The following is a 21,467-nucleotide window of genomic DNA, read 5'->3' as shown; positions in this document are numbered from 1 at the left end:
GGGAACGGCCCGGCACCCCTCCTGCTCGGGTGCCGGGCCGTTCCACGTGGAACCCCTACCGGGGGTCACCCTCCCGGACGTGCCGGCCGTTGCCGTTCGGCGACGGGACGGGGCCGGGCTCGTCGAGCGGGTGCGGGAACTCCACGTCGGAGTGGGTCACCCGGCCCGGCTCCAGCGCGACGACGGTCGCCACCGGCGGGTAGCCGCTGGTCGCGAGCGTGTAGCTCCCCGCGGCGAGGCCCTCGAAGGTGAAGGTGCCGTCGGGTCCGGACAGCCGCGACCCGACGACCGCACCCTCGGAGTCGATCAGGGTGGCGAGTGCCTGGCCGACCGGCAGGCCGTCCGGTGCGGCGGTCACCCGGCCGGTGAGGCGCGAGCGCTGCGGCAGCCGCAGGTCCTGCAGTGCGGAGCCGGTGGCCGGGACCTCCACCCCGACCGCGACTGGATCGACCCCCTCGCCGACGGCCGTCAGCGTGTACCGCCCGGACGGCACCCCGGTGAGGGCGTAGCGCCCGGCCTCGCCGGAGCGGCCCGACGCGGCGACGTCGCCACCGGCGTCGATCAGCGAGACGGTCACGCCCGCCGCGCCGTGGCCGGCCGCGTCCTGCACGGTCCCGTGGATCCCGCTGCCACCGGCCAGCCGCACGTCGTGCCGGACGGGCTCGGTGCCCACCGACACCGTCGCGGCGTGCGGCGGCAGCGCGCCGGAGGCGGCGACGACCAGGTAGCGGCCCGGGCCGTCGAGCGCGATCCGGTAGTGGCCGTCGTCGTCGGTGGTGGTGCGGCCGACCTGGTCACCCGACAGCCGGGCGACGGTGACGACCGCCCCGGTGAGCGCGTCACCGGAACCGTGCTGCACGCGTCCGGTGACGGCCGGGCCGCCGCCCCGGGCCGGCGGGGCCGCCGCGGGCGCGGGCGGCGCGACCGGTGCGGCTGCCGGCTGCCCGGTGGCGGGAGCCGGGTGTGCGGCGCCGTCGGGCTGCGGCGTGCCGTTGCGGGAGCCGTCGGCACGGCCGATCACCGGGATCGGCGTGGTGGGCGGGGCGTCGATCGCGCGGCCGGGCTCGACGCCCGCACCGCGACCGGCCGGGGCGGGCACCGGGGCTGCGGTCGTCGCGTCACCGGTGGGGAGGCTCGCCGACGCACCGGCCTGGGCCTCCGCCCGCGCGGCCTGCGCACCGGACATCGTCCGCAGCGGCAGCTCCTTCACGAACAGCACCAGCACGAACGCGGCCGCGATCACGACGGCGGCGATGAGGAACGCCAGCGTCATCGAGCTGGTGAAGCCCTCCTGGAAGGGGGCGGCGAGCCGCGGGTCGATCTGCTGCAGGAACGACGAGTCGCTCAGCACCGACGAGTTGATCGCGCCGCTCTGCAGCCCCTCGACCACCTGCCGGTTCGCCGGGTCGGCGAGCACGGCCGGATCGGTCACCGCCGCCTGGAAGCCCGCGGTGCCCATCGCGGAGCGCAGCGCCTCGCCGATCCGGTCCCCGGCGGTGGAGAACACCACCGAGAGGAACACGGCGGTGCCCAGCGTGCCGCCCATCTGCCGGAAGAAGGTGACGGCCGAGGTCGTCACGCCCATGTCGCGGGCCGGCATCGCGTTCTGGACGGCCAGCACCAGGGTCTGCATGCACAGGCCGAGGCCGAGGCCGAGGACGGCCATCGTGGCGAAGAGCTGCGGCAGCGGGATCTCCGGTGTGACGGTCAGCCACAGCAGCACCATCGCGACGGTGATCAGCGCGGTGCCGATCACCGGGAAGATCTTGTAGCGACCGGTCCGCGAGGTCAGCTGGCCGGACAGCACCGAGGCGACCATGATCCCGCCGACCAGCGGCAGCATCATGAAGCCGGCCTCGATCGGCGTCGCGCCGTGCACGATCTGCAGGAACTGCGGGAGCAGCGCGATCCCGCCGAACATCGCCATGCCGATCATCAGGTTGATGACGCTGGACAGCGAGAAGACGCCGGTGCGGAACAGCCGGAGCGGGAGCAGCGCGTCGTCGCCGTAGGCCCGCTCGGCCAGCAGGAAGAGCAGCAGCCCGATCCCGCCGATGACGTAGCAGACGATCGAGTTCGTGGAGTCCCAGCCCCACTCGCGGCCCTGCTCGGCGACGATCAGCAGCGGCACCAGGCACAGCGCCAGCGCGATCGCGCCGGGCCAGTCGATCCGCGCCTTCCGCGGGACGTGCGGGATGTTGAGCACCCGCTGCACGACGACCAGGGCGATCAGTCCGATGGGGACGTTGACCAGGAAGATCCAGCGCCACCCGTCGATCCCGGCGATGGTGTCCACACCGGACAGCAGGCCGCCGACGACCGGGCCGATGACGCTGGACGTGCCGAACACGGCCAGGAAGAAGCCCTGGTACCGGGCCCGCTCCCGCGGCGGCACGATGTCACCGAGGATGGTCAGCGCCAGCGACATCAGGCCACCGGCGCCGAGGCCCTGCAGCGCACGGAACGCGGCGAGGGAGTACATCGACCAGGCCAGGGTGCAGGCCACCGAGCCGATCAGGAAGATCGAGATCGCGGTCATGAACAGCGGCTTGCGGCCGAAGATGTCGGAGAGCTTGCCGTAGAGCGGCGTCGTGATCGTGCTGGTGATGAGGAACGCCGTGGTCGCCCAGGCCTGCAGGGACAGGCCGGAGAGGTCGTCGGCGATCGTGCGGATGGCGGTCGACACGACCGTCTGGTCCAGGGCGGCCAGGAACATTCCCAGCATCAGTCCACCCAGGACGGTGAGGATCTGCCGGTGCGTCAGCTCTCCGTCGGCGCTCGCGGCGGCGGGCCGCGCAGCGGCGGCAGCGGTGGACATTCAGGACTCCCGTGCTTCGAAGGTCTGGTAGTCGTCGAGGAAGCGGTCGAGCAGCGTGGTCAGCGCGACGCGGTCGGCGGGGTCCCACCCGCCGAGCACCTCGGCGATCACGTGGGCGCGGCGCCGTCGCTCGGTCTCGATCACCCGGACGCCCTCGTCGTTGGCGGCGAGCAGCGAGGCGCGGCCGTCGCCGGGGTCGGCGCGGCGCTCGACGAGGCCGGCCTTGACCAGCGCCGAGACCTGGCGGCTGATCGTCGAGGGGTCGGAGTGGAAGGCCGCCGCGATCTCGGTGGCCCGTTGCGGTCCGCCGAAGTGCAGGTGGGCCAGGACGTGATAGCCGGCCATGTCGACGATCATGTCGGGGCGGTGCCGCTCCGCCGACCTCTTGACCTGGCGGACCAGCATGAACAGCTCGCGGACCACGGTGTCGGCGAGCTCGATGTCGGCCTCGTCCGGCTCGGCCGTCGCGGGCTTCGCGGTGCTCATCGCGCGCCCCTCTCCCGGTGGTGCATGTATCACGCAACTAGTTGACGGATGCAAGGATGCGCTTCTGCGTTGCGCAATGCAAACCGGTTCGCTGTGACCTCCACCATGGGCCTGCCGCGCCGGTACGACCCTGCCTCGGCGGACCCGGCTCGGTCGGGCGAAGGGGATGGCGCACACCGGACGGCGCGGTCGTCGTCACCCGGCTGCGGCCGGCGTGGTGACGCGCCACTAGCCTCGCGGGTGATCCGTCTCGCTCCCCGGGAGGACCGTCCGTGCGCATCCGTTCCCTGACCGGCACCGTCCTGCTCGTCCTGATCGGCGCGCTGCTCGCCGGATGCGCGCAGCCCGGCCAGCTCGGCCATCCCGACGACCCCGCCGCCGCTCCCGCCGGGGAGTCCGCACCGGCGCGGGGACCGTCCACCGGTCCCGGGGAGGAGCCGGCCGAGGTGCCCGGTGTCCCCGCGGTCCCGGTCGCCCAGGCCGGGTCCGACGCCCGGGGCACGCTGGAGCGGCCGATCGAGATCGGCACGCCCGGCCCGTCGGAGCTGCTGGTGCGGACCGAGGTGCTGCAGCCCGGTCAGGCCACCGGATGGATCCGGCACCCCGGCACGGCCGTGTCGGCCGTCCGCTCCGGCACCGTGACGGTGCAGCGGGCCGGCCGCTGCGAGCCGCAGACGTTCGGGGCCGAGCAGGCGTTCTTCCTCGGTGACGGCGAGCCGAACGAGCTCCGCAACGACGGGCCCGAGCCGGTCGTCCTGACCCGCTCCGAGCTGCTGGCGCCCGGCGTCCCCGAGCGGGAGTCCACCGAACCGGCCTGCTGACGTCCCGGCGCTCCCGCGCGGACACTCGGTTCTGTCGGTGACCTGTGGGAACATCGACTCGGGTACGGGCAGGGGAGCGGAGACCTTGGCGACGAAGACGGTCATCGCGGCGGACTACCGCGAGTGGCAGGTCCAGCGGCGGATCGAGTGGGCGACGCCCGCTGTGGGCGACGAGTTCGAGCACGACGTGGACGCCGGCAGCGGCGCCGTCGTGCTGATCCTCTCCTCGCTCGCCTTCTTCTGGCTGATGCTGCTGGTCTGGGTCCCGGACAACGTGATCTTCCCGTGGTTCTACTGGCTCGTCGTGGTCGTCGGGCTGGGCTTCTTCCCGGCCCGCTGGCTGCTGCGGCGCCCGTTCACGATCACCGCGAAGACCCAGGGCGGGTACGACCTGCCCCCGGAGAGCTGGACCGGGATGGTCCGGGGGCTCGCGACCGCGCGCGAGGAGACCCGGGTGGTCGTGCGCAGCCTGAAGAACCGGTCCACCCCGGGCCACGCGGACAGCCCGTTGCAGCCGATGAACTAGGAGGCGCGCGGTGCCGGAACTCCCCGAGGTGGAGGCGCTCGCCCACCACCTGCGCGAGCACGCGGTGTACCGCCCGGTGGCGCGGGTGGACGTGGCCTCCATGAGCGCGCTCAAGACGTTCGATCCCGCGGTGTCCGCCCTGGTGGGCCGCGTGGTGACGGGTGCGTCCCGGTACGGCAAGTTCCTGTCGGTCGACTTCGCCGACCGGCCGGACGACGGCGAGCTGCACCTGGTCACCCACCTCTCCCGGGCGGGATGGCTGCGCTGGCACGCCACGGCGGGCGCCACCCCGCCCAAGCCCGGCCGGGGTCCGCTGCAGCTGCGGGTGCACCTCGACGCCGTCGGCGGCCCGGGTTTCGACCTCACCGAGGCCGGAACCCAGAAGCGGCTCGCCGTGTACCTGGTCGACGACCCCGCCCTGGTCCCCGGGATCGCGAAGCTCGGGCCGGACGCGCTCGAGCTGACCCGCCCGGGCCTGGACGAGCTGCTCGACGGCGACACCCGCCGGCTCAAGACGCTGGTGACCGACCAGTCGACGGTCGCCGGGATCGGCAACGCCTACTCCGACGAGATCCTGCACACCGCCCGGTTGTCGCCGTACGCGACGGCCGGCCGGCTGACGACCGAGCAGCGCGACGCGCTGTTCGAGGCCGTGCACGGGGTGCTCGCCGACGCCGTCGGCCGGTCGGTCGGGCAGGGCGCGGCCGAGCTGAAGGGCGAGAAGCGCTCCGGTCTGCGGGTGCACGCCCGCACCGGGCTGCCCTGCCCGGTGTGCGGTGACACCGTCCGGGAGGTCTCCTTCGCGGAGAGATCGTTCCAGTACTGTCCCACCTGTCAGACCGGTGGCAAGCCGCTCGCCGACCGGCGGCTGTCCCGGTTGGTGAGGTAGGTGCGGGTGGAGTCGGGGGTGCTCGCCGTCGTCGACGGCACGACGGTGCTGACGCCGTCGCTGGTGCTGCTGCTGGCGGTCGTCGTGGTCGTCCTCGCGGTCGCAGTGTTCGTCTTCCTCTGGCAGCGCAACCGCCGCAACAACATGGTCTCCCCCCTGGCGAAGGCCACGTTCTCGGCGCTGCACACGGTGGCGCTGGCCGCGCCGGTGCTGCGCGAGGGGCTCTCGGCGCGTTCGGCGTCGCAGGCGTTGCCCTACCTGCGCCAGCTGCTCGAGACGACCGCGATGGCGATGACCGACTCGCGCGGCACGGTCCTGGGCTGGGACGGCAGCGCCGACCAGCACCAGCAGGACGTCCAGACGCTCGCCGACCGGGTGGTCTCCACCGGCCGGATGGAGCTGATGAGCCACACCTCCATCAAGTGCAGCCAGCCCGGCTGCGAGGTCCGCGGCATCGTCGTCGTGCCGCTGGAGAGCGACGGCACCATCATCGGCACGCTGGCCGCGCTCACGCCGGCGACCGCGGGGCCGCCCGTCCTGCGGGCGACCGGCGAGGTCGCCCGGTACGTGTCGAGCCAGCTGGAGCTGGCCGAGCTCGACGACTCGCGGGCCCGGCTGAACCGGGCCGAGGTCCGTGCGCTTCGGGCGCAGATCTCGCCGCACTTCGTCTACAACGCGCTGACCACGATCGCGTCCTTCATCCGGACCGACCCGTCCCGTGCCCGCGAGCTGCTGATCGAGTTCGCCGACTTCACGCGGTACTCGTTCCGTTCCGCCGGCGAGTACACGACGCTGACCGACGAGCTCGACAACATCCAGCGCTACGTGCAGCTGGAGAAGGCCCGGTTCGGCAACCGGCTCAACATCCGGCTGCAGATCGACGACGAGATCAAGAACGTGGTCCTCCCGTTCCTGGCGTTGCAGCCGCTGGTGGAGAACGCGGTCCGGCACGGCCTCTCCGGCAAGCCGAACGGCGGCACCGTCACCATCCGCGCGGAGAACGCCGGGTCCGAGTGCGTGATCGTCGTGGAGGACGACGGGGTCGGCATGGACCCGGCCCGGCTGAACGAGGACCTCGACGACGCCCACCTGTCCGGAGCCCACGTCGGCCTCGGCAACGTCGACGACCGGATGCGGTCGGCGTTCGGCGACAACTTCGGTCTGGTCGTCGACACCAACGTCGGCGCCGGTATGAAGATCACCTTGCGGGTGCCCAAGTTCCGGGCGGGCATCCGGGCCTGACGGCCCCCGGCGCTGCTCCGCACGGGTGGCGGATCGGCTGCCCACTGTGCCGATCCGGTCACCAGCGGTCACCCAGCGCTCCCGCGTACGGTGGACGGGCATGGACGTCCTGCGCATACCGGCCGCCGTCACCTCCCGGTTGCCCGGCAAGCTCGGTGAGACCGTCGGAGCCGCCGGGGCGCCGGTGGTCTCGGTGGTCCGGCTGCACGGTGTGATCAGCGCCCAGGCCGCACCGGTGCCCCGCCAGGTGCTCAACGCCGCCTCGGTCGAGAAGGTGCTGGAGCGGGCGTTCGCCCCGGACCGGCTCGCCGCCGTCGCCCTGGTGATCAACTCGCCGGGTGGCTCGCCGACCCAGTCCCAGCTGATCGGTGACCGGATCCGCAGCCTGGCCGCGGAGGCCGAGGTGCCGGTACTGGCGTTCTGCGAGGACGTCGCCGCCTCCGGTGGCTACTGGCTCGCCTGCGCCGCCGACGAGATCTACGCCTGCTCCACCTCGATCGTCGGCTCGATCGGCGTCGTCAGCGCCGGGTTCGGGCTCGACGGCCTGATCGACAAGTGGGGCGTGTCCCGCCGGCTGCACACCGCCGGCGGCTCGAAGTCGCGGCTGGACCCGTTCCTGCCGGAGAAGGCCGAGGACGTCGCCTGGCTCACCGGCCTGCAGGAGCAGCTGCACGAGCGGTTCACCGGCTGGGTCCGCGAGCGCCGCGGCGACCGGCTCGCGGGGGACACCGAGCTGTTCGACGGCGAGGTGTGGCTCGGTGAGCGCTCCCGCGAGCTCGGGCTCGTCGACGGGATCGGCACCGTGCACGACGTCCTGGACGAGCGGTTCCCGGACGCCGAGCAGCGCCCGGTCGAGCAGCGCAGGCCGCTGCTCGCCCGGCTCGGGGCCGGTGGTGGCGCGGCGCGGGCTCACTCGTTCGGTGATCCGGCCGACGTCGCGTTCGAACTGCTCTCGGCGGTGGAGACGAAGGCCACCTGGGCCCGCTACGGGCTGTGACCCGGCGCCGGGTGACGCCCTGGAGGGGGCTGCCCGCCGTGTCCGGACGGTCACCGATCCGGTTCGTGCCCTGGCATCCGGCGCCTCGGCGCGTCACCATGGTCGCGGCGCCGGGCGATCATCACCGACGATGGGCTTCCGGTGCAGGCCCGAAAGCAGGATGAGGAGATCGTGGACAGCAACGACACCACTCGGGGACTCGTCGTGCTCGCGGTGGACGACGAGCAGCCCGCGCTCGAGGAGATGGCCTTCCTGCTGAACGACGAACCGCGGGTCGCGACCGTCCTGAAGGCGGGGGAGTCCACCGAGGCTCTGCGCATCCTGAACGGTCGCCGCGCGGGAGCGCCCGCCGGGGGCCAGTCCGGCCCCGGGGGCGGGACCGACGTCGCCGAGCAGACCGACATCGACGCCGTGTTCCTCGACATCCGCATGCCCGGGCTCGACGGCCTGGAACTCGCCCGGGTGCTCCAGAACATGGCCGTGCAGCCGGCGATCGTGTTCGTGACGGCGCACGACGACCGCGCCGTCGACGCCTACGACGTCGGTGCCATCGACTACCTGCTCAAGCCGCTGCGCACCGAACGGCTCTCGGCCGCGGTGGACCGCATCCTCGCGACCCGGCGTGCCGGGGCCGTCGAGCCGGTCCGCGAGGAGGGCACCGTCACGGGTGGCGGCGACGACGAGGTGATCCCGGTCGAGCTGGCCGGCACCACGAAGCTCGTCCCACGGTCCGCGGTGCGCTACGTCGAGGCCCAGGGCGACTACGCCCGGCTGCACACCACCGACGGCAGCCACCTCGTCCGGATCCCGCTGTCGGTGCTGGAGGACCGCTGGCGTGATGCCGGATTCGTCCGGATCCACCGCTCGTTCCTGGTGGCGCTGCCGCTGGTCACCGAGCTGCGGCTGGCCGGGTCCGGGTACGTCGTCCGGATCGGGTCCGGCGCGGAGACGGCCGAGCTGCCGGTCAGCCGCCGGCACACCCGTGAGCTGAAGGACCGTCTCGTCCGCGCGACCAAGCAGGCGTGGAGCCAGAGGTGAGCAGGCCCACCGGCGGCGTCCAGCCGTCGGTGCGTCCGAAGCCGGAGCAGGCGTCGGACACCCACGACGGGTCCGCGGACCCCTACGCCGGCGACGACCGCGCCGACGGCGCCGCGCACCCGGCCGGTCCCGGCGGCACGTCGTCCTGGCCGGGGGCCTCCGCCGACGGGCCCACCCCCGCCGACGGCCACCCCCGCGGGGGTGCGCCGGGCGCCGTCCCGCCGCGCCCGCGCAGCCCGGACCTCTCGGCCGGTCACCCGCGCCCCGCCGAGCCCCCGCGCTCCGGCACGACCGGTGGGACACCACGTCCGGCGCCGCCGTACGCCACCGGCGCCGCGGAGCCGTCGCCCACGCCGCACCCCGGCGGGGAACGTCCCACCCCTGCTCCGCGGTCCACCGATGCCGGCGCCGCCGCACCGCACACCCCGCAGGAGACGAGCGACGCACCGGAACCGTCCGGCCGGTCCGGGCGGCGCGCCCGCCGTGACGACACCGGACCGGACTCCGCGTCCGACCCGGGTAGCGGTTCCGCCTGGTTGCAGCAGGAGATCGCCCGCCGGGTCGCCGGGAGGTCCGGGGAGTCCGGGCGGCACGCCCGGGTCGATCCCGCCCGCGGTCGGGCCACGACACCGCAGGTCGAGCCGGGCGACGGTGCGTCCGACGAGGCGGCCGACCTGCCCCGCGGCTCCGGCGCGACCCGCGCCGCGTCGTCACCCGCCGGCACGGCCGCCGCCGCCGACACCCCCGCCGTCCGCGACGAGCGCGGCGACGACGCACCCGTGACGTCCACCGGCCCGCGCCGTCCGTCCGGTCCGCGGCCCCGCTCGACCCGGATGCCCGATCCCTACGCCCCGGAGGGCGTGCGCGACGTCGCCGGGACCCCGTCAACCGGACCGGGCCCGTCCGACAGCGGCAAGCAGTGGCCGCCCGCGGACGGCGGCTCGGGGCTCCCCCGGCGGGTGCCGGGGGCGTCGTCGCCGGTCTGGGACCGGGGCTGGTCGCCCGATCCCGACGCGCTGCACGCCGGTGCCGCCACCGAGAACGGGACGGCCACCGAGGAACATCCGGAGACCCGGCCCGTCCCGACCCGGTGGACCGCGGCGGGGCGGCGCAGCACCCCCGCCCCCGTCGAGCCGACCGACGACGCCGCGGACGGGATCGTCTCGCTCCCCGGCCCGGCGGCCTTCGCCGATCCGGCCGGCGCTCCCGACGACGGGACGCGCGGGGTCCTGCCCGACGACCTCGGGGACCTCGACGACGGCGACGACCTCGACGACGGCGGCGACGACACGGACGACGCAGGCCGTCCGCACCTGCCGGAACACGAGACCGAACGCACCGAGGTCATCTGGCGCGCCCCCGGCCCGGACGCCCCGGTCGCGCCCGCCCCCGCCCCCGCCCCCGCTCCCGACACCGGCGCGACACCGGCCGCTCTGGCCGTCTCCTCCCCGGCCCCGTACACCGGCGCCCGGCCCCGCCGCTTCGCCGCCGCGCCCACCGACGCCCCGGCCCCCGAGCAGGACGAGGCCGAGCAGGCCGACGAGGGTCCCGGCGCGGGCCGGGTCCGGATCGTGCTCTCCGAGCGCCGCTCGACGGCCCACTCGTCCCGCGGGCTCTCCGACGTGCAGGATCCGGGCGCGGTCGGCACCCTCCTGCGCAACTCGCTGGTCCGTACCCAGCTGCTGCTGACGCTGCGGGTCAGCCTGGTCGCACTGTTCGGGATCGGGATGCTCCCGGCACTGTTCATGGCCGTGCCGGCGCTGGGCGGGATCTCGGTCCTCGGCATCCGGCTCCCGTGGTTGCTGCTCGGCGTGCTCGTCTACCCGTTCCTGCTGGGCCTGGGCTGGTGGTATGTCCGGTCCGCCGAGACAGCCGAGCAGGAGTTCGCCGAGGACGTGGCCGATCGATGACCGTGACCGCCGTCGTCTCCCTGATCGCGATCGTCCTGGTCGCGGTGGTGTCCGGAGTGATCGGGTCGATCGCGCACCGCACCCGGCTCACCTCGGACTTCCTCGTCGCCTCGCGGTCGGTGCCGTCCCGGCTCAACGCCGGTGCGATCTCCGGCGAGTACCTGTCCTCGGCGTCGTTCCTCGGCATCGCCGGGCTGATCCTGCTCCAGGGGGTCGACGCCCTCTGGTACGCCGTCGGGTACACCGCCGGCTACCTGTTCCTGCTGCTGTTCGTCGCGGCCCCGCTGCGCCGGTCCGGGGCCTACACCGTCCCGGACTTCGCCGACGCCCGGCTCGCCTCGCCCGCGCTGCGCCGGGTGTGCACGAGCGTCGTCATCGTCATCTGCTGGCTCTACCTGCTGCCGCAGATCCAGGGCGCCGGACTGACGCTCGGGATCGTCACCGGGTTGCCGGACTGGATCGGTGCCGCCGCCGCGGGCGTGATCGTGCTGGCCACGGTGGCGCTGGGCGGCATGCGGTCGGTGACGTTCGTGCAGGCCTTCCAGTACTGGTTCAAGCTCACCGCGCTGGCCGTCCCGGTGGTCATCGGGCTGGCCGTCTGGTTCGGCGACTCGCACACCTTCGCCCGTGACGAGCCGCCCGAGTTCCGCGAGCCGACGACGGTCTCGGTGACCACCCCGGTCACCCTCGACGTCCGGCTCTCGGTCGACGTGACCGCCCGCGGCACCGTCGACGGGCAGCCGGTCGACGGCCCGCTCCGCTGGGTCGCCGGTTCCTCCCACGAGGTCGCCCCCGGCACCGAGCTCGACTTCGCCGCGGGGGAGCCGGTGCCGGTGACCAGCGGTTCCCCGTCCGACGACGAGAGCTGGCTGCGCCCCTTCGGCGGCGGCGAGCAGCACCAGCTGCTCGCCACGTACTCGCTGATCCTCGCGACGTTCCTGGGCACGATGGGCCTGCCCCACGTGCTCGGCCGCTTCTACACGAACTCCGACGGCCGCGCGGCCCGGCGCAGCGCCGTCCTCGTCATCGCGATGCTCGGTGGCTTCTACCTGCTGGTGACGCTGATGGGCGTGCTGTCCCGGGTGTACACGCCGCAGCTGCTGGTCACCGGCCGCACCGACGCGGCCGTCCTGCTGCTGCCGTCGGCGATCCTGGGCAGCGGTGTGCTCGGGATCCTGGTGGGCGGGCTGGTGGCGGCCGGGGCGTGGGCGGCGTTCCTGTCCACGGCGTCCGGGCTCCTGGTGAGCCTGGCCAGCGTCATCTCCACCGACGTCCTCGCCGGGCGCGGCAAGATGACCCGGCGCTTCCCGCTGGCCACGGTGCTGGCCGGGATCGTGCCGACGGTCGTCGCGCTGGTCCCGACCGGGCTCAACTTCGCCGAGGCCGTGGCGCTGGTGTTCGCGGTGGCGGCGTCGACGTTCTGCCCGCTGCTGATCCTGGGGATCTGGTGGCGCGGGCTCACCGACATCGGGGCGATCGCGGGCGTCGTCGTCGGCGGGGTCGCCTCGGCCGGTGCGGTGATCGCTGCCCTGGCCGGGCTGGACGCGTTCCTCCCGGGTGGCTCGGGCGGCTGGGCCGGTGTGCTGCTGTACCGGCCGGCGATCGTCAGCGTGCCGCTGGCCTTCCTGACCATGGTCGTGGTGTCGGAGCTGACCCGGTCGCGGCGCCCCGCGGACGCCGGTCAGGTACTGCTGCGCCTGCACGCTCCCGAACGTCTGGGGCTGATGCGTGATCGTTTGGATGACCGCACCTGAAGGGATACTCCGAACGGCTGACGCTGCGTAGCCGGAAGAGGCCACGTGTTGGGCCGGATCGGGGGACTTCGACGGTGTGCCGCGCAACGACGTTCCCCGCGCCGTGAGCTCGTCGTTGGGCAGGTGAAGTGTGTCCCCGAGGGGACGGCGTGGTCTCCACCGCGCGGTCCCCGGCTCCCCGCCTCCCCGTGATGTGAAAGGACCGGTGAACGGCGCCATGAGCAGCCCCGCTGAGCGCTCGACCGGCACGATCTACCAGCAGGTCCAGGCCAGCCCGGAGTTCCGCGCGTTCCGCGGCCGGCTCCGCCGCTACGTGTTCCCGATGACGGCGATCTTCCTCGCCTGGTACCTCGTCTACATCGGCCTCGCCGGCTATGCCCCCGAGTTCATGTCCATCCGCGTCACCGGGACGATCACCGTCGGCCTGCTGATCGGGCTCGGGCAGTTCGTCAGCACGTTCCTGATCACGACGCTGTACGTGCGGTTCGCGGAGCGCGAGATCGACGGCCCGGCCGCCGAGCTGCGGGCCCGCGTCGAGCAGAGCGGGGAGGTGCGGGCATGACGGCGACGACGCAGGTCCTCGCGCAGGCCGAGTCGGTCGGGTCGGTCACCGCGAACCTCGGGTTCTTCCTGCTGTTCGTGATCGTGACGCTGATGATCGTGCTGCGGGTCAGCCGCACCAACGCGACCCGGGCCGACTACTACACCGGCGGGCACGCGTTCACCGGCCCGCAGAACGGCACCGCGATCGCGGGCGACTTCCTGTCCGCCGCGTCGTTCCTGGGTATCGCGGGCGCGATCGCCCTCTACGGCTACGACGGGTTCCTCTACTCGATCGGCTTCCTGGTCGGCTGGCTGATGGCCCTGCTGCTGGTCGCCGAGCTGCTGCGGAACACCGGCCGGTTCACGATGGGCGACGTCCTGGCGTTCCGGATGCGTCAGCGCCCGGTCCGCGCGGCCGCCGCGACCTCGACGCTGGTCGTCTCGCTCTTCTACCTGATCGCCCAGATGGCGGGTGCCGGCGGCCTGATCTCGCTGCTGCTGCAGATCCCGAAGGACGACTCGTTCTCGCAGGCGCTGGTGATCATCGTCGTCGGCGGGCTGATGGTCGTCTACGTGCTGTTCGGCGGCATGAAGGGCACCACCTGGGTGCAGATCATCAAGGCGGGCCTGCTGCTCACCGGCGCGGCCGTGATGACCACCTGGGTGCTGGGCCGGTACGGGTTCGACCTGTCCACCGTGATGGAGCGGGCGACCGAGAACTCCGACCGCGGTGAGGCCCTGCTCAACCCGGGCCTGCAGTACACGAACAAGGTCGACTTCATCTCGCTGGGCCTCGCCCTGGTGCTGGGCACCGCGGGCCTGCCGCACATCCTGATGCGCTTCTACACGGTCCCGTCGGCCAAGGAGGCCCGCCGCTCGGTGGTCTGGGCGATCTGGCTGATCGGCATCTTCTACCTGTTCACGCTGGTGCTCGGGTACGGCGCGACGGCCCTGCTGCCGCCGGGGACGATCACCCGCGCGAACCAGAACGACGCCGCGCCGCTGCTCGCGTACGCGCTGGGCGGCGAGATCATGCTCGGCCTGATCTCGGCGGTCGCGTTCGCGACGATCCTCGCGGTCGTCGCCGGCCTGACGATCACCGCGTCGGCGTCGTTCGCGCACGACGTGTACGCCAACGTCCTGCGCCGCGGGCAGGCCTCGCCGGACTCCGAGGTGAAGGTCGCCCGCACGACGGCGCTGGTCATCGGACTCGTCGCGATCGCGGGCGGGATCGTCGCGAACGGCCAGAACGTCGCCTTCCTGGTGGCACTGGCGTTCGCGGTGGCCGCGTCGGCGAACCTGCCGACGATCCTGTTCTCGCTGTTCTGGAAGCGGTTCAACACGACCGGCGCGCTGTGCAGCATCTACGGCGGTGTCGTGATCTGCGTCGGGCTGATCCTGGTCTCGCCCGCGGTCTCCGGGTCGCCGACCTCGATGATCCCGGGCGCCGACTTCGCGATCTTCCCGCTGTCGAACCCGGGCCTGGTGTCGATCCCCGCGTCGTTCCTGCTGGGCGTCATCGGGACCGTGCTCGGTGGCCGCGAGCGGTTCAACGCCGCCCGCTACGCCGAGATGGAGGTCCGCTCGCTGACCGGTGCCGGTGCGGTCCGGTCCACCGCACCGCCCAAGGAGGAGCCGCGGCCCACCGCCGTGCCGGCCTCCGAGCTGGCCGACCGGGCCGGCCACCGGCCGGTGCAGGACCGGTCGGCACAGGCACCGCGGCCCCCGCGCGACGGCCGTGACGGCCGCAACGGCGGCGAGCCGGGCATGCGGTCGCGGACCAGCAGCCAGGCGGGCGACCTGTTCGGCAACACCGGCCTGACCGGGACCCAGCCCGCGGTCGGCCCGTCCGGCCGGCCCGGGTGGCAGGGCGGGCAGGGGACCGGTGGGCACCGGCCGGTGCACGCCACCGGCGGGTACCGCCAGGTGCCGCCGGTGGACCCGAACGAGGTGACGATCCCGCACGGATCGCTCTACCGCGACGACCGGCGGAACTGACCCGTCGTCCGACGCGCCGGTCCGGGACCCCGGGCCGGCGCGTCCGTCTCTCACCGGGTGTTGACGGTGGTGCGTGGCAGGATGGCGCCATGTCCGACCAGGTGCCCACCGTGAGCGTGTCCGACGTGCCCGCCGACGCCCCGTTGCTGGACGTCCGCGAGCTCGACGAGTGGACCGCAGGCCATGCCCCGGCCGCCCGTCACCTGCCGATGTCGGAGCTGGCCGGCCGGATGGGCGAGGTGCCCACCGACGACCCGCTCTTCGTCGTGTGCCGCTCCGGCGGCCGCTCCGGGCGGGTCGTCGCCTACCTCGCCCAGCAGGGCTTCCCCGCGGTGAACGTGGCCGGCGGGATGCAGGACTGGGCGGCCTCGGGTCGCGACGTGATCACCGACGACGGCAGCGCCCCCCGGATCGCCTGAGCCGTGTCCGTACCCGGGCGGATCCCGCCGCAGACCGGTGGCCGCGTACCGCCGCCGTGCCCGCGGTGCGGCCGGACGGCTCCGCCCGGCAGTGGTGCCTTCTGCCCGTGGTGCGGCCGGTACCTGGCGGCGCTGGACTGGGTGGCGACCGTGCCGGGCACCGTGTCCGATCCGGCGCCGGCGTCCGGCGGCACCGACCGCTACGCCGGTCCGCCCCGCTACCGGTCGGTGCCGGGATGGGGTCTGCCGGTCGGGCCGTGGCGGCGGCCCGTGTCGCCGGGCGACGGTCCGGCCCAGCCGATCGACCGGGCCCGGTGGCTGGCCGGCCAGCTGGTCCCGGTGCTGTGGGTGCTCGTCGTCGTGAGCGCGATCGCCGCGGTCGCGGAGGCGTGGCGGTACGGCCTGTTGCTGGTCAGCCGGTCCGACGCGCTGTCCCCGGTCGCCGTCGGCTGGTCCGACGCGATGGTCTGGTTCGGCGGCTGGTCCTCGGTGGCGGCGGTGATCGCGGCCGGTGTGCTGACCGTGTCCTGGAGCCTGTGGGCCTACCGCGCGGCGGCAGACCGGTCGGGGACGCGGGCCTGGCGCAGCCGTCGGTGGATCGTGGCCGGCTGGGTCGTGCCGGGCTGGAACCTCGCCGGCCCCGGATCCCTGCTGGCGGAGACCGAGCACGCGGCGCTCGGGCTGGAGCCGCAGCGCCGGCCCTCGCCGTCGCGGGAGCTGCTCGTGTGGTGGGGGCTCTGGATCGCGTCGCTGCTGCTCGCGACGGTCGCGCTGGTCTGGCGCTTCCGGTCGGGCACGCAGGCGCTGGCCGACGGGGTCGTGCTGCACGTGTGGGCGAACGCGGTCGCCGCGGTCACCGCGTACCGGACGATCCGCGTCGTCCGGTGGATCACCGGTCTGCTGGAGCCGGATCCACAGGGTCCGCGGGAGCTGCTGGTACGGGCGGTTCCGGGCGCGGCGCCGGGAGCATCGCCGACAGCGGCGCCACCCGCAGCGGAGCGGACGGACCCGACACCACCGGAGCCGGCGGAGGCGCCTGCAGCTCGGTGACGGGCCGGTGTGGCGCGGTCGTCTCCACGGCCGCTTCGTCGACCGGTCCCGAGCTCACAGGGCCGGGGTGCACCGGATCGGCCGGAGCGCCGTCCGGCCGGGCCACCGACCACGCCGTCGAACCGGGCCGGACCGCGACCGAGGGTCCCGCGGTCAGCGCCGCGTCGGACACCGACCGCACCTGCCTGCGGACCTTGGCCACCACCCGGTCCGGGCCACGCACGACCACGGACAGCGCGAGCAGCCCGCCGTGCGGGTCCGCGACGGTGTGCAGCACGTGCCGGTCCGGGCCCGCCTCCAGGACGAGCCCGAGCACCCCGCCCGAGCCGGGCGACAGCGCGAGCCCGATCCGGACCAGCTCGGCGTGTGCGGCGCCGCGCACCTCGTCCCGGTGGTCGTGCTCGGCGGCCCGGCCGTTGCCGAACCGCCCGGCCGCGGTGTCCGGGCCGCAGACGTCGAGCACCATGCCGCTGTCGACGTCGATCAGCGCGGCGGACCGGATCCTGGGGTCGCCGAGGAGCGGTCCGAGCACGGCGGCGAGGCCGTCGGTCCGGACCGCCACGGCATGCCGGTGACGTCCCATGCGGGTAGGCGGCTCCGCGCCGGTCAGCGCTGCTGCGCGGGGAAGTAGGTCTGGCCCTGCGCCTGCGGGGCGGACTGCGGGGACGCCATCGCGAACTGCTGCTCGATGACCCGCAGGTCGCGCCGGGCCATCGCCAGGTTCGCCTGTGCGCGGTTGAGGACGAGGTAGAAGAACAGCTGCTCGTCGGTGCCGCGGATGATCCGGATCAGGTGGTACTGGGTGTCCAGCGTGATCAGGATGTCCTCGATGGTCTCGCGCAGGCCGAGCTTCTGCATGACCTCGAGCTTCGTGCGGACGACCTCCGAGTTGCCGGGGGCCGCGACGTCGAGGTCGAACTCGGGGCTGCCGCCGCGGGAGCCGAGCGTCATGCCGCTGTCGAAGTCGACGATCGCGACCGCGAAGGCGCCCTTGATGTTGGCTGCCATGTCCAGCGAACGATCGATGTTGTTCATTACAGTTGCCTCCGCACGGCACAGAGCGCCGCGTTCGAGTTCGAGGGAGCCGACTCCTACGGCCATTCCTGCGGGGGCCGGAACGGATCTTCGTCGATTTCACCGTGGAGAACGACAACGATAACCCTGAATTCCCGACCGTCAACCGTCCGTCGTGGGCGATCGATCCAGCCGGCGCAGGCCGGCCAGGATCCGGGCCATCGTGCGGAGATCGTCGGCCCATCCGCCACCCGGTCCGTCCAGCGGTCCGGACGGGACGGCGGCGGGCTCGTCGGCGGCCGCCCGCCCGGCGGGGCGGGGCGCCGGCGCGAGTGCCGCGGGCGGGGTCCCCGAGCCGCCGCCCGGACCGGGCTCCCGGCGCGGGAGCGGGATCACCGGTCGCGGGGTCCGCTCCACCGCGGGGGCCGCGGCCTGCTCCGGCACGACGACGGCCGGGAGCCGAGGCATCGTGGACGCGGTCGCGTCCGGGAGGTCCGTCGCGGGAGGGGCCGGCTCCAGGATCGACGTATTCGCAGGTGGAGACGGGTCTGCCGGAAGGGCCAGCAGCGCCCGGCGGGCGAGCGCGAGGTTGCCGCGCACCCGGTCGACCCTGAGGTAGGCGAGCAGCGCCGTGCCGTCCCGGGGCAGCACACGGACGAGGTGGTACGCCTCGCCGGTGGTGATCACCGCGTCCTCGAAGGTTGGTCCGGTGCGCCCGGCCTCGGCCGATCCCCAGCCGAGCACCGCAGCGACGTCGTCCGGCACGGCGCCTGCCGGATCGTCGCTCCCCGCCGGCGGGTGCCCACCGTCCGGCCCCGGGTCGTGCCCGGTCGTTCCGTGCGCCGCGACGACGGTCCCGGCGACCGGATCGGCCAGGCACGCATAGCGCACGCCGGGAGCGTCCCATGCGCCGCGGAGCACTTCCGACCATGATTCCACCCGCATGATTTCACCACGAGGCCTGCGAGCGTTCTCCGATCCCCTCCACCGGTTCCCGCAATTCCTGGAACTGTGATTGCGCGCAGGCGTCGGCAATTCAGCGAACGGATCTCGTAGTACGTCGGACGGCGCAGCGGAACAGCGTCCGTCCGGCTCAGCCGGTCAGGGCCAGCTCCGCCCAGCCGCGCATCACGAACCGCGGGCGGCGGACCGGTGTCCCGTGCACCGCGGCGCCGGGCAGTTCGCGCACCAGTGCCCGGAGCACCTCGGCGATCTCCAGCCGGGCCAGTGGCGCGCCGAGGCAGTAGTGCGCGCCGGCGCCGAAGCCCAGGTGGGGGTTCGGGGAGCGGCCCACGTCGAGCCGGTCGGCGTCGTCGCCGAACACGGCCGGATCGCGTCCGGCGGCGCCGAGCAGGGCCCCGATCCGGGTCCCGGCGGGCACCGGGTGTCCGCCGACGGTCGTGTCCGTCACGGCGGTGCGGTCGAACAGCTGCAACGGGGCGTCGAAGCGGATCAGCTCCTCGACGGCCGTACCGACCAGCGACGGGTCGGCGAGCAGCCGCTGCCACTGCTCCGGGTGCCGGAGCAGTGCGTACACCCCGTTGCCGACGACGTTCACCGTCGCCTCGTGGCCCGCCATGAGGAGCAGCACGGCGGTCCCGACGAGCTCGTCGTCGGAGATCCGGTCGGAGGACTCGTCGGCCGATCCGCGGACGGCGAGCAGGTCCCCGACGAGGTCCCGCCCGTCCGGGCCACCGGGTCCGCCGCCACCCGCGCGGCGCTCGGCGACGAGCTCGCGGAGCAGCGCGACGAACGCGGTGGAGGCCCGCTCGGCGGCGGCCCGGCCGTCGTCGCCGGGGTCGGGCTCGTACATCCGCACGATCGCGTCAGACCAGTCCCGCAGCGGCTCCCGCCGGTCCTCCGGCACCCCGAGCAGGTCGGCGATCACCGCGACCGGGAGCGGCTCGGCGACCAGCGCGACGAGATCGGCCGGCTCGCCGTCGCGCACCCGCCGGACGAGGTCGTCGACGAGCGCCTCGGCACGGGAGCGCACCAGCGGGGCCAGCCGCTCGGTGTGCCCGCGGGCGAACGCCGACGCCACCAGCCGTCGGAGGCGGGTGTGCGGTTCGCCCTCGCGCTCCAGCAGCGAGTTGCGGTGCAGCAGGTTGAACGACGCCAGCTCCGCCGCCGGCTCCGCGTCGGACCAGATCCGGCCCAGCCCGCGGTCGCGCAGGACGGCCGAGCACGCCGCATGACTCACCGCGACCGGGAGGCCGAGCCCGGGGTGGTCGTGCACCGGGCCCGCGGCGCGCAGCTCGGCGTAGGAGGGGTACGGATCGGCGAGGAAACCGGGGTCGGCCGGATCGAACGCATGCATGACCCGCTACCTTGCCCCCGATGGGCAAGAAGACGCGCAACCGTGCCACCCGTACCGAGGGCTCCGCGGCCGACAACCCCCGCCGGCCGTGCCCGTGCGGGTCGGGCAAGCGGTACAAGGCCTGCCACGGCGCCGGGGACGACGTGATCGTCATCCGGCCGTTCGAGGGTCTGGCCGTGGAACCCGATCTCGTCGCGATGCGGGAGTTCCTGCCGTCGGCGACGGCGCCGCTGCCGGTCCGCTCGGGCGGCCCGGTCACGCTGGCGTCGGTGCTGCCCGGTGCGTCCGCAGCGATCGTCCGGGACAACGGCGACGTGCTGATCGGGATGCAGGTGCAGACCCGCTCCGGTGACCTGTCCGCCGACCTCGCGGGCGCGCTGGCCTGGGCCCGCTCGGCCGAGCCGGGCTCGTCGCTGCCGGTCGTGGGTCCGGACCGCCGCACCGGCGAGCGCCTGCAGGACGTGCTCGACCCGGACACGCCGCTGGAGCCGACCGTGCACGGCGACTTCTCCTGGTGGATCCCGGGGGACGAGCCGGACCCCGAGGCGCAGGCGATGCTGGAGCGCGCCAACGCGGTGATCATGCCGACCGAGGCGGTCGCGGCGCCGGGTGTGCGCGGCGCGTACTGGGTGGACACGGGCTCGAAGGCGCACGTGCGCTGGGTGCGGACCGAGGACGAGACGGCCCTGATGAACGCGCTGGCCCGGCTGTCCGACCAGGACGGGCTGGAGCTCGGTGAGGGGTCCCGTTACGCCGGGTCGTTCCGGGCGCACGGCCTCCTGGTCCCGGTCTGGGACGTCGACCGGGAGATGCACTCGTCGGAGTGGGCGGGCTCTGCCGCGGAGTTCGCGAAGCGGCTGGACGAGGCCCTGGCGGGGCTGGCCGAGAAGCCGCTGACGGACGCCGAGCACCGGGCCCGCGAGGTGCTGGCGGGGAAGCAGATCACGCTGCGCTGATCCGCGCTGATCCGCGCTGATACGCGGCCCCGGAGGCCCGGTGCGCGTGGCACCGGGCCCCGGGCGGACCGACGGGGGTGACTCAGGCGCGGCCGCCGGCGACGGCCGGCGCCGTCGGGTCCGCGGCCTCGGCCTTGAGCTCGCGGGCGACGAAGTCCTCGATGTGGAAGAGGTTGTCGCCGGCGCGGCGGACGACGGTGAGCAGGGTCTGCATGGAGGCGACCTCCTCGACCTGCTCCTTCAGGAACCACTGCAGGAACTGCTCGCCGAGGTAGTCGCCCTCGTCGCGGGCGGTCCGGGCGAGCGTGGTGATCTGCTCGGTGACCTGCTTCTCCTGGGTCAGTGCGAGCTGCACGACCTCCTCGACCGAGGCGAACTCGGTCTGGACGTCGTTGACGCCCGGGATGGTCGCCTTGAGGTCGTTGTCCAGCTGGTACTGGACCATGCTCAGGGCGTGGTTGCGCTCCTCGAGGGCCTGCGCGTAGAAGTGCGCGGCCAGCTGGGGGAGGTCCTCGTCGTCCAGCCAGACGGCGACGGCCAGGTACTGCTGGCTCGCGGTGAACTCGCTCCGGATCTGGTCGCGGAGCAGGGCGTGGAACTTGGTCACGTCGGTCATGGCTCCCAGGTTAGCGCTCTCGCGAGCTTTCTTGAACCGCTCAAGAGTTGAGGTCCGTCTCAGTTGGACAGGG

General features: G+C 73.9%; 18 protein-coding genes and 1 pseudogene. 13 read left to right on the top strand and 6 right to left on the bottom strand.

Annotation, left to right across the window (positions count from 1 at the left end):
• Window positions 1-55: 55 nt before the first annotated feature.
• Complete coding sequence (locus PP1_RS16365) at window positions 56-2,818, bottom strand: MFS transporter (protein ID WP_075313888.1); 2,763 nt, start codon at window positions 2,816-2,818, stop codon at window positions 56-58.
• Complete coding sequence (locus PP1_RS16360; RefSeq protein ID WP_010242579.1) at window positions 2,819-3,304, bottom strand: MarR family winged helix-turn-helix transcriptional regulator; 486 nt, start codon at window positions 3,302-3,304, stop codon at window positions 2,819-2,821. It lies immediately after the preceding gene.
• Between the two features lie 272 nt (window positions 3,305-3,576).
• Between PP1_RS16360 and PP1_RS16355 the strand changes: the two genes are divergently transcribed.
• From PP1_RS16355 to PP1_RS16300, 12 genes and pseudogenes are all read left to right on the top strand, one after another.
• Window positions 3,577-4,125, top strand: coding sequence for a cupin domain-containing protein (locus PP1_RS16355; protein WP_010242577.1), 549 nt, complete (start codon window positions 3,577-3,579; stop codon window positions 4,123-4,125).
• 85 nt (window positions 4,126-4,210) lie between these two features.
• Window positions 4,211-4,651, top strand: coding sequence for a hypothetical protein (locus PP1_RS16350; RefSeq protein WP_010242575.1), 441 nt, complete (start codon window positions 4,211-4,213; stop codon window positions 4,649-4,651).
• Window positions 4,652-4,661: 10 nt separating this feature from the next.
• Window positions 4,662-5,540 carry an Fpg/Nei family DNA glycosylase gene (locus tag PP1_RS16345; protein ID WP_010242573.1) on the top strand — a complete coding sequence of 293 codons (879 nt, stop codon included), beginning with the start codon at window positions 4,662-4,664 and terminating at the stop codon, window positions 5,538-5,540.
• Window positions 5,541-6,782 (top strand): sensor histidine kinase, encoded by a 1,242-nt coding sequence (locus PP1_RS16340; protein ID WP_010242571.1) that lies wholly within the window; start codon window positions 5,541-5,543, stop codon window positions 6,780-6,782.
• Window positions 6,783-6,891: 109 nt separating this feature from the next.
• Window positions 6,892-7,779 (top strand): S49 family peptidase, encoded by an 888-nt coding sequence (locus PP1_RS16335; protein ID WP_443217607.1) that lies wholly within the window; start codon window positions 6,892-6,894, stop codon window positions 7,777-7,779.
• 171 nt (window positions 7,780-7,950) lie between these two features.
• A complete protein-coding gene (locus PP1_RS16330; protein WP_010242567.1) occupies window positions 7,951-8,817 on the top strand; it encodes a LytR/AlgR family response regulator transcription factor in 867 nt (288 codons plus the stop codon).
• Window positions 8,814-10,727 (top strand): hypothetical protein, encoded by a 1,914-nt coding sequence (locus PP1_RS16325; RefSeq protein ID WP_075313889.1) that lies wholly within the window; start codon window positions 8,814-8,816, stop codon window positions 10,725-10,727. The genes PP1_RS16330 and PP1_RS16325 overlap by 4 nt, the downstream gene beginning before the upstream one ends.
• Window positions 10,724-12,481 carry a sodium/solute symporter gene (locus tag PP1_RS16320; protein ID WP_010224669.1) on the top strand — a complete coding sequence of 586 codons (1,758 nt, stop codon included), beginning with the start codon at window positions 10,724-10,726 and terminating at the stop codon, window positions 12,479-12,481. The genes PP1_RS16325 and PP1_RS16320 overlap by 4 nt, the downstream gene beginning before the upstream one ends.
• 217 nt (window positions 12,482-12,698) lie before the next feature.
• Window positions 12,699-13,043, top strand: a complete 345-nt coding sequence (locus PP1_RS16315) for a DUF485 domain-containing protein (RefSeq protein ID WP_033198707.1) — start codon at window positions 12,699-12,701, stop codon at window positions 13,041-13,043.
• Window positions 13,040-14,638: pseudogene (locus PP1_RS16310) on the top strand (solute symporter family protein); the annotation flags it as partial. The gene PP1_RS16315 and the pseudogene PP1_RS16310, both read left to right, overlap by 4 nt.
• 473 nt (window positions 14,639-15,111) lie before the next feature.
• Complete coding sequence (locus PP1_RS16305; RefSeq protein ID WP_010232649.1) at window positions 15,112-15,441, top strand: rhodanese-like domain-containing protein; 330 nt, start codon at window positions 15,112-15,114, stop codon at window positions 15,439-15,441.
• A 3-nt stretch (window positions 15,442-15,444) separates the two neighbouring features.
• Window positions 15,445-16,491, top strand: coding sequence for a DUF4328 domain-containing protein (locus PP1_RS16300; RefSeq protein ID WP_075313890.1), 1,047 nt, complete (start codon window positions 15,445-15,447; stop codon window positions 16,489-16,491).
• A 606-nt stretch (window positions 16,492-17,097) separates the two neighbouring features.
• Here the strand turns inward: PP1_RS16300 and PP1_RS16295 are convergent.
• The 3 genes from PP1_RS16295 to PP1_RS16285 all read right to left on the bottom strand — a co-directional run bounded on the left by PP1_RS16295 (window position 17,098) and on the right by PP1_RS16285 (window position 19,822).
• Window positions 17,098-17,526, bottom strand: coding sequence for a hypothetical protein (locus PP1_RS16295; RefSeq protein WP_010232647.1), 429 nt, complete (start codon window positions 17,524-17,526; stop codon window positions 17,098-17,100).
• A gap of 141 nt (window positions 17,527-17,667) precedes the next feature.
• Window positions 17,668-18,396 carry a hypothetical protein gene (locus PP1_RS16290; RefSeq protein WP_075313892.1) on the bottom strand — a complete coding sequence of 243 codons (729 nt, stop codon included), beginning with the start codon at window positions 18,394-18,396 and terminating at the stop codon, window positions 17,668-17,670.
• Window positions 18,397-18,598: 202 nt separating this feature from the next.
• The gene (locus PP1_RS16285) at window positions 18,599-19,822 is read right to left on the bottom strand and encodes a cytochrome P450 (protein ID WP_010227540.1); all 1,224 of its coding nucleotides are present in this window, start codon (window positions 19,820-19,822) and stop codon (window positions 18,599-18,601) included.
• Window positions 19,823-19,842: 20 nt separating this feature from the next.
• Here PP1_RS16285 and PP1_RS16280 point away from each other — a divergent pair, with 20 nt between their 5' ends.
• On the top strand, window positions 19,843-20,778 hold the full coding sequence (locus PP1_RS16280; RefSeq protein ID WP_010227538.1) for a DUF5926 family protein: 936 nt from the start codon (window positions 19,843-19,845) through the stop codon (window positions 20,776-20,778).
• A gap of 82 nt (window positions 20,779-20,860) precedes the next feature.
• Here PP1_RS16280 and PP1_RS16275 read toward each other — a convergent pair whose 3' ends face one another.
• The gene (locus PP1_RS16275) at window positions 20,861-21,394 is read right to left on the bottom strand and encodes a ferritin (protein WP_010227536.1); all 534 of its coding nucleotides are present in this window, start codon (window positions 21,392-21,394) and stop codon (window positions 20,861-20,863) included.
• Window positions 21,395-21,467 lie beyond the last annotated feature (73 nt).

Source organism: Pseudonocardia sp. P1 (assembly GCF_000178675.2).
Classification (GTDB): Bacteria; Actinomycetota; Actinomycetes; order Mycobacteriales; family Pseudonocardiaceae; genus Pseudonocardia.
The sequence above is the reverse complement of the archived record's forward strand: the minus strand, read 5'-3'. Positions and strand labels throughout refer to the sequence as shown.

Coding starts and splice junctions, on each gene's coding strand:
- PP1_RS16365 (WP_075313888.1), bottom strand. CDS start 2,818: ATGTCCACCGCTGCCGCCGCTGCGCGGCCCGCCGCCGCGAGCGCCGAC.
- PP1_RS16360 (WP_010242579.1), bottom strand. CDS start 3,304: ATGAGCACCGCGAAGCCCGCGACGGCCGAGCCGGACGAGGCCGACATC.
- PP1_RS16320 (WP_010224669.1), top strand. CDS start 10,724: ATGACCGTGACCGCCGTCGTCTCCCTGATCGCGATCGTCCTGGTCGCG.
- PP1_RS16315 (WP_033198707.1), top strand. CDS start 12,699: ATGAGCAGCCCCGCTGAGCGCTCGACCGGCACGATCTACCAGCAGGTC.
- PP1_RS16305 (WP_010232649.1), top strand. CDS start 15,112: ATGTCCGACCAGGTGCCCACCGTGAGCGTGTCCGACGTGCCCGCCGAC.
- PP1_RS16295 (WP_010232647.1), bottom strand. CDS start 17,526: ATGAACAACATCGATCGTTCGCTGGACATGGCAGCCAACATCAAGGGC.
- PP1_RS16285 (WP_010227540.1), bottom strand. CDS start 19,822: ATGCATGCGTTCGATCCGGCCGACCCCGGTTTCCTCGCCGATCCGTAC.
- PP1_RS16280 (WP_010227538.1), top strand. CDS start 19,843: ATGGGCAAGAAGACGCGCAACCGTGCCACCCGTACCGAGGGCTCCGCG.
- PP1_RS16275 (WP_010227536.1), bottom strand. CDS start 21,394: ATGACCGACGTGACCAAGTTCCACGCCCTGCTCCGCGACCAGATCCGG.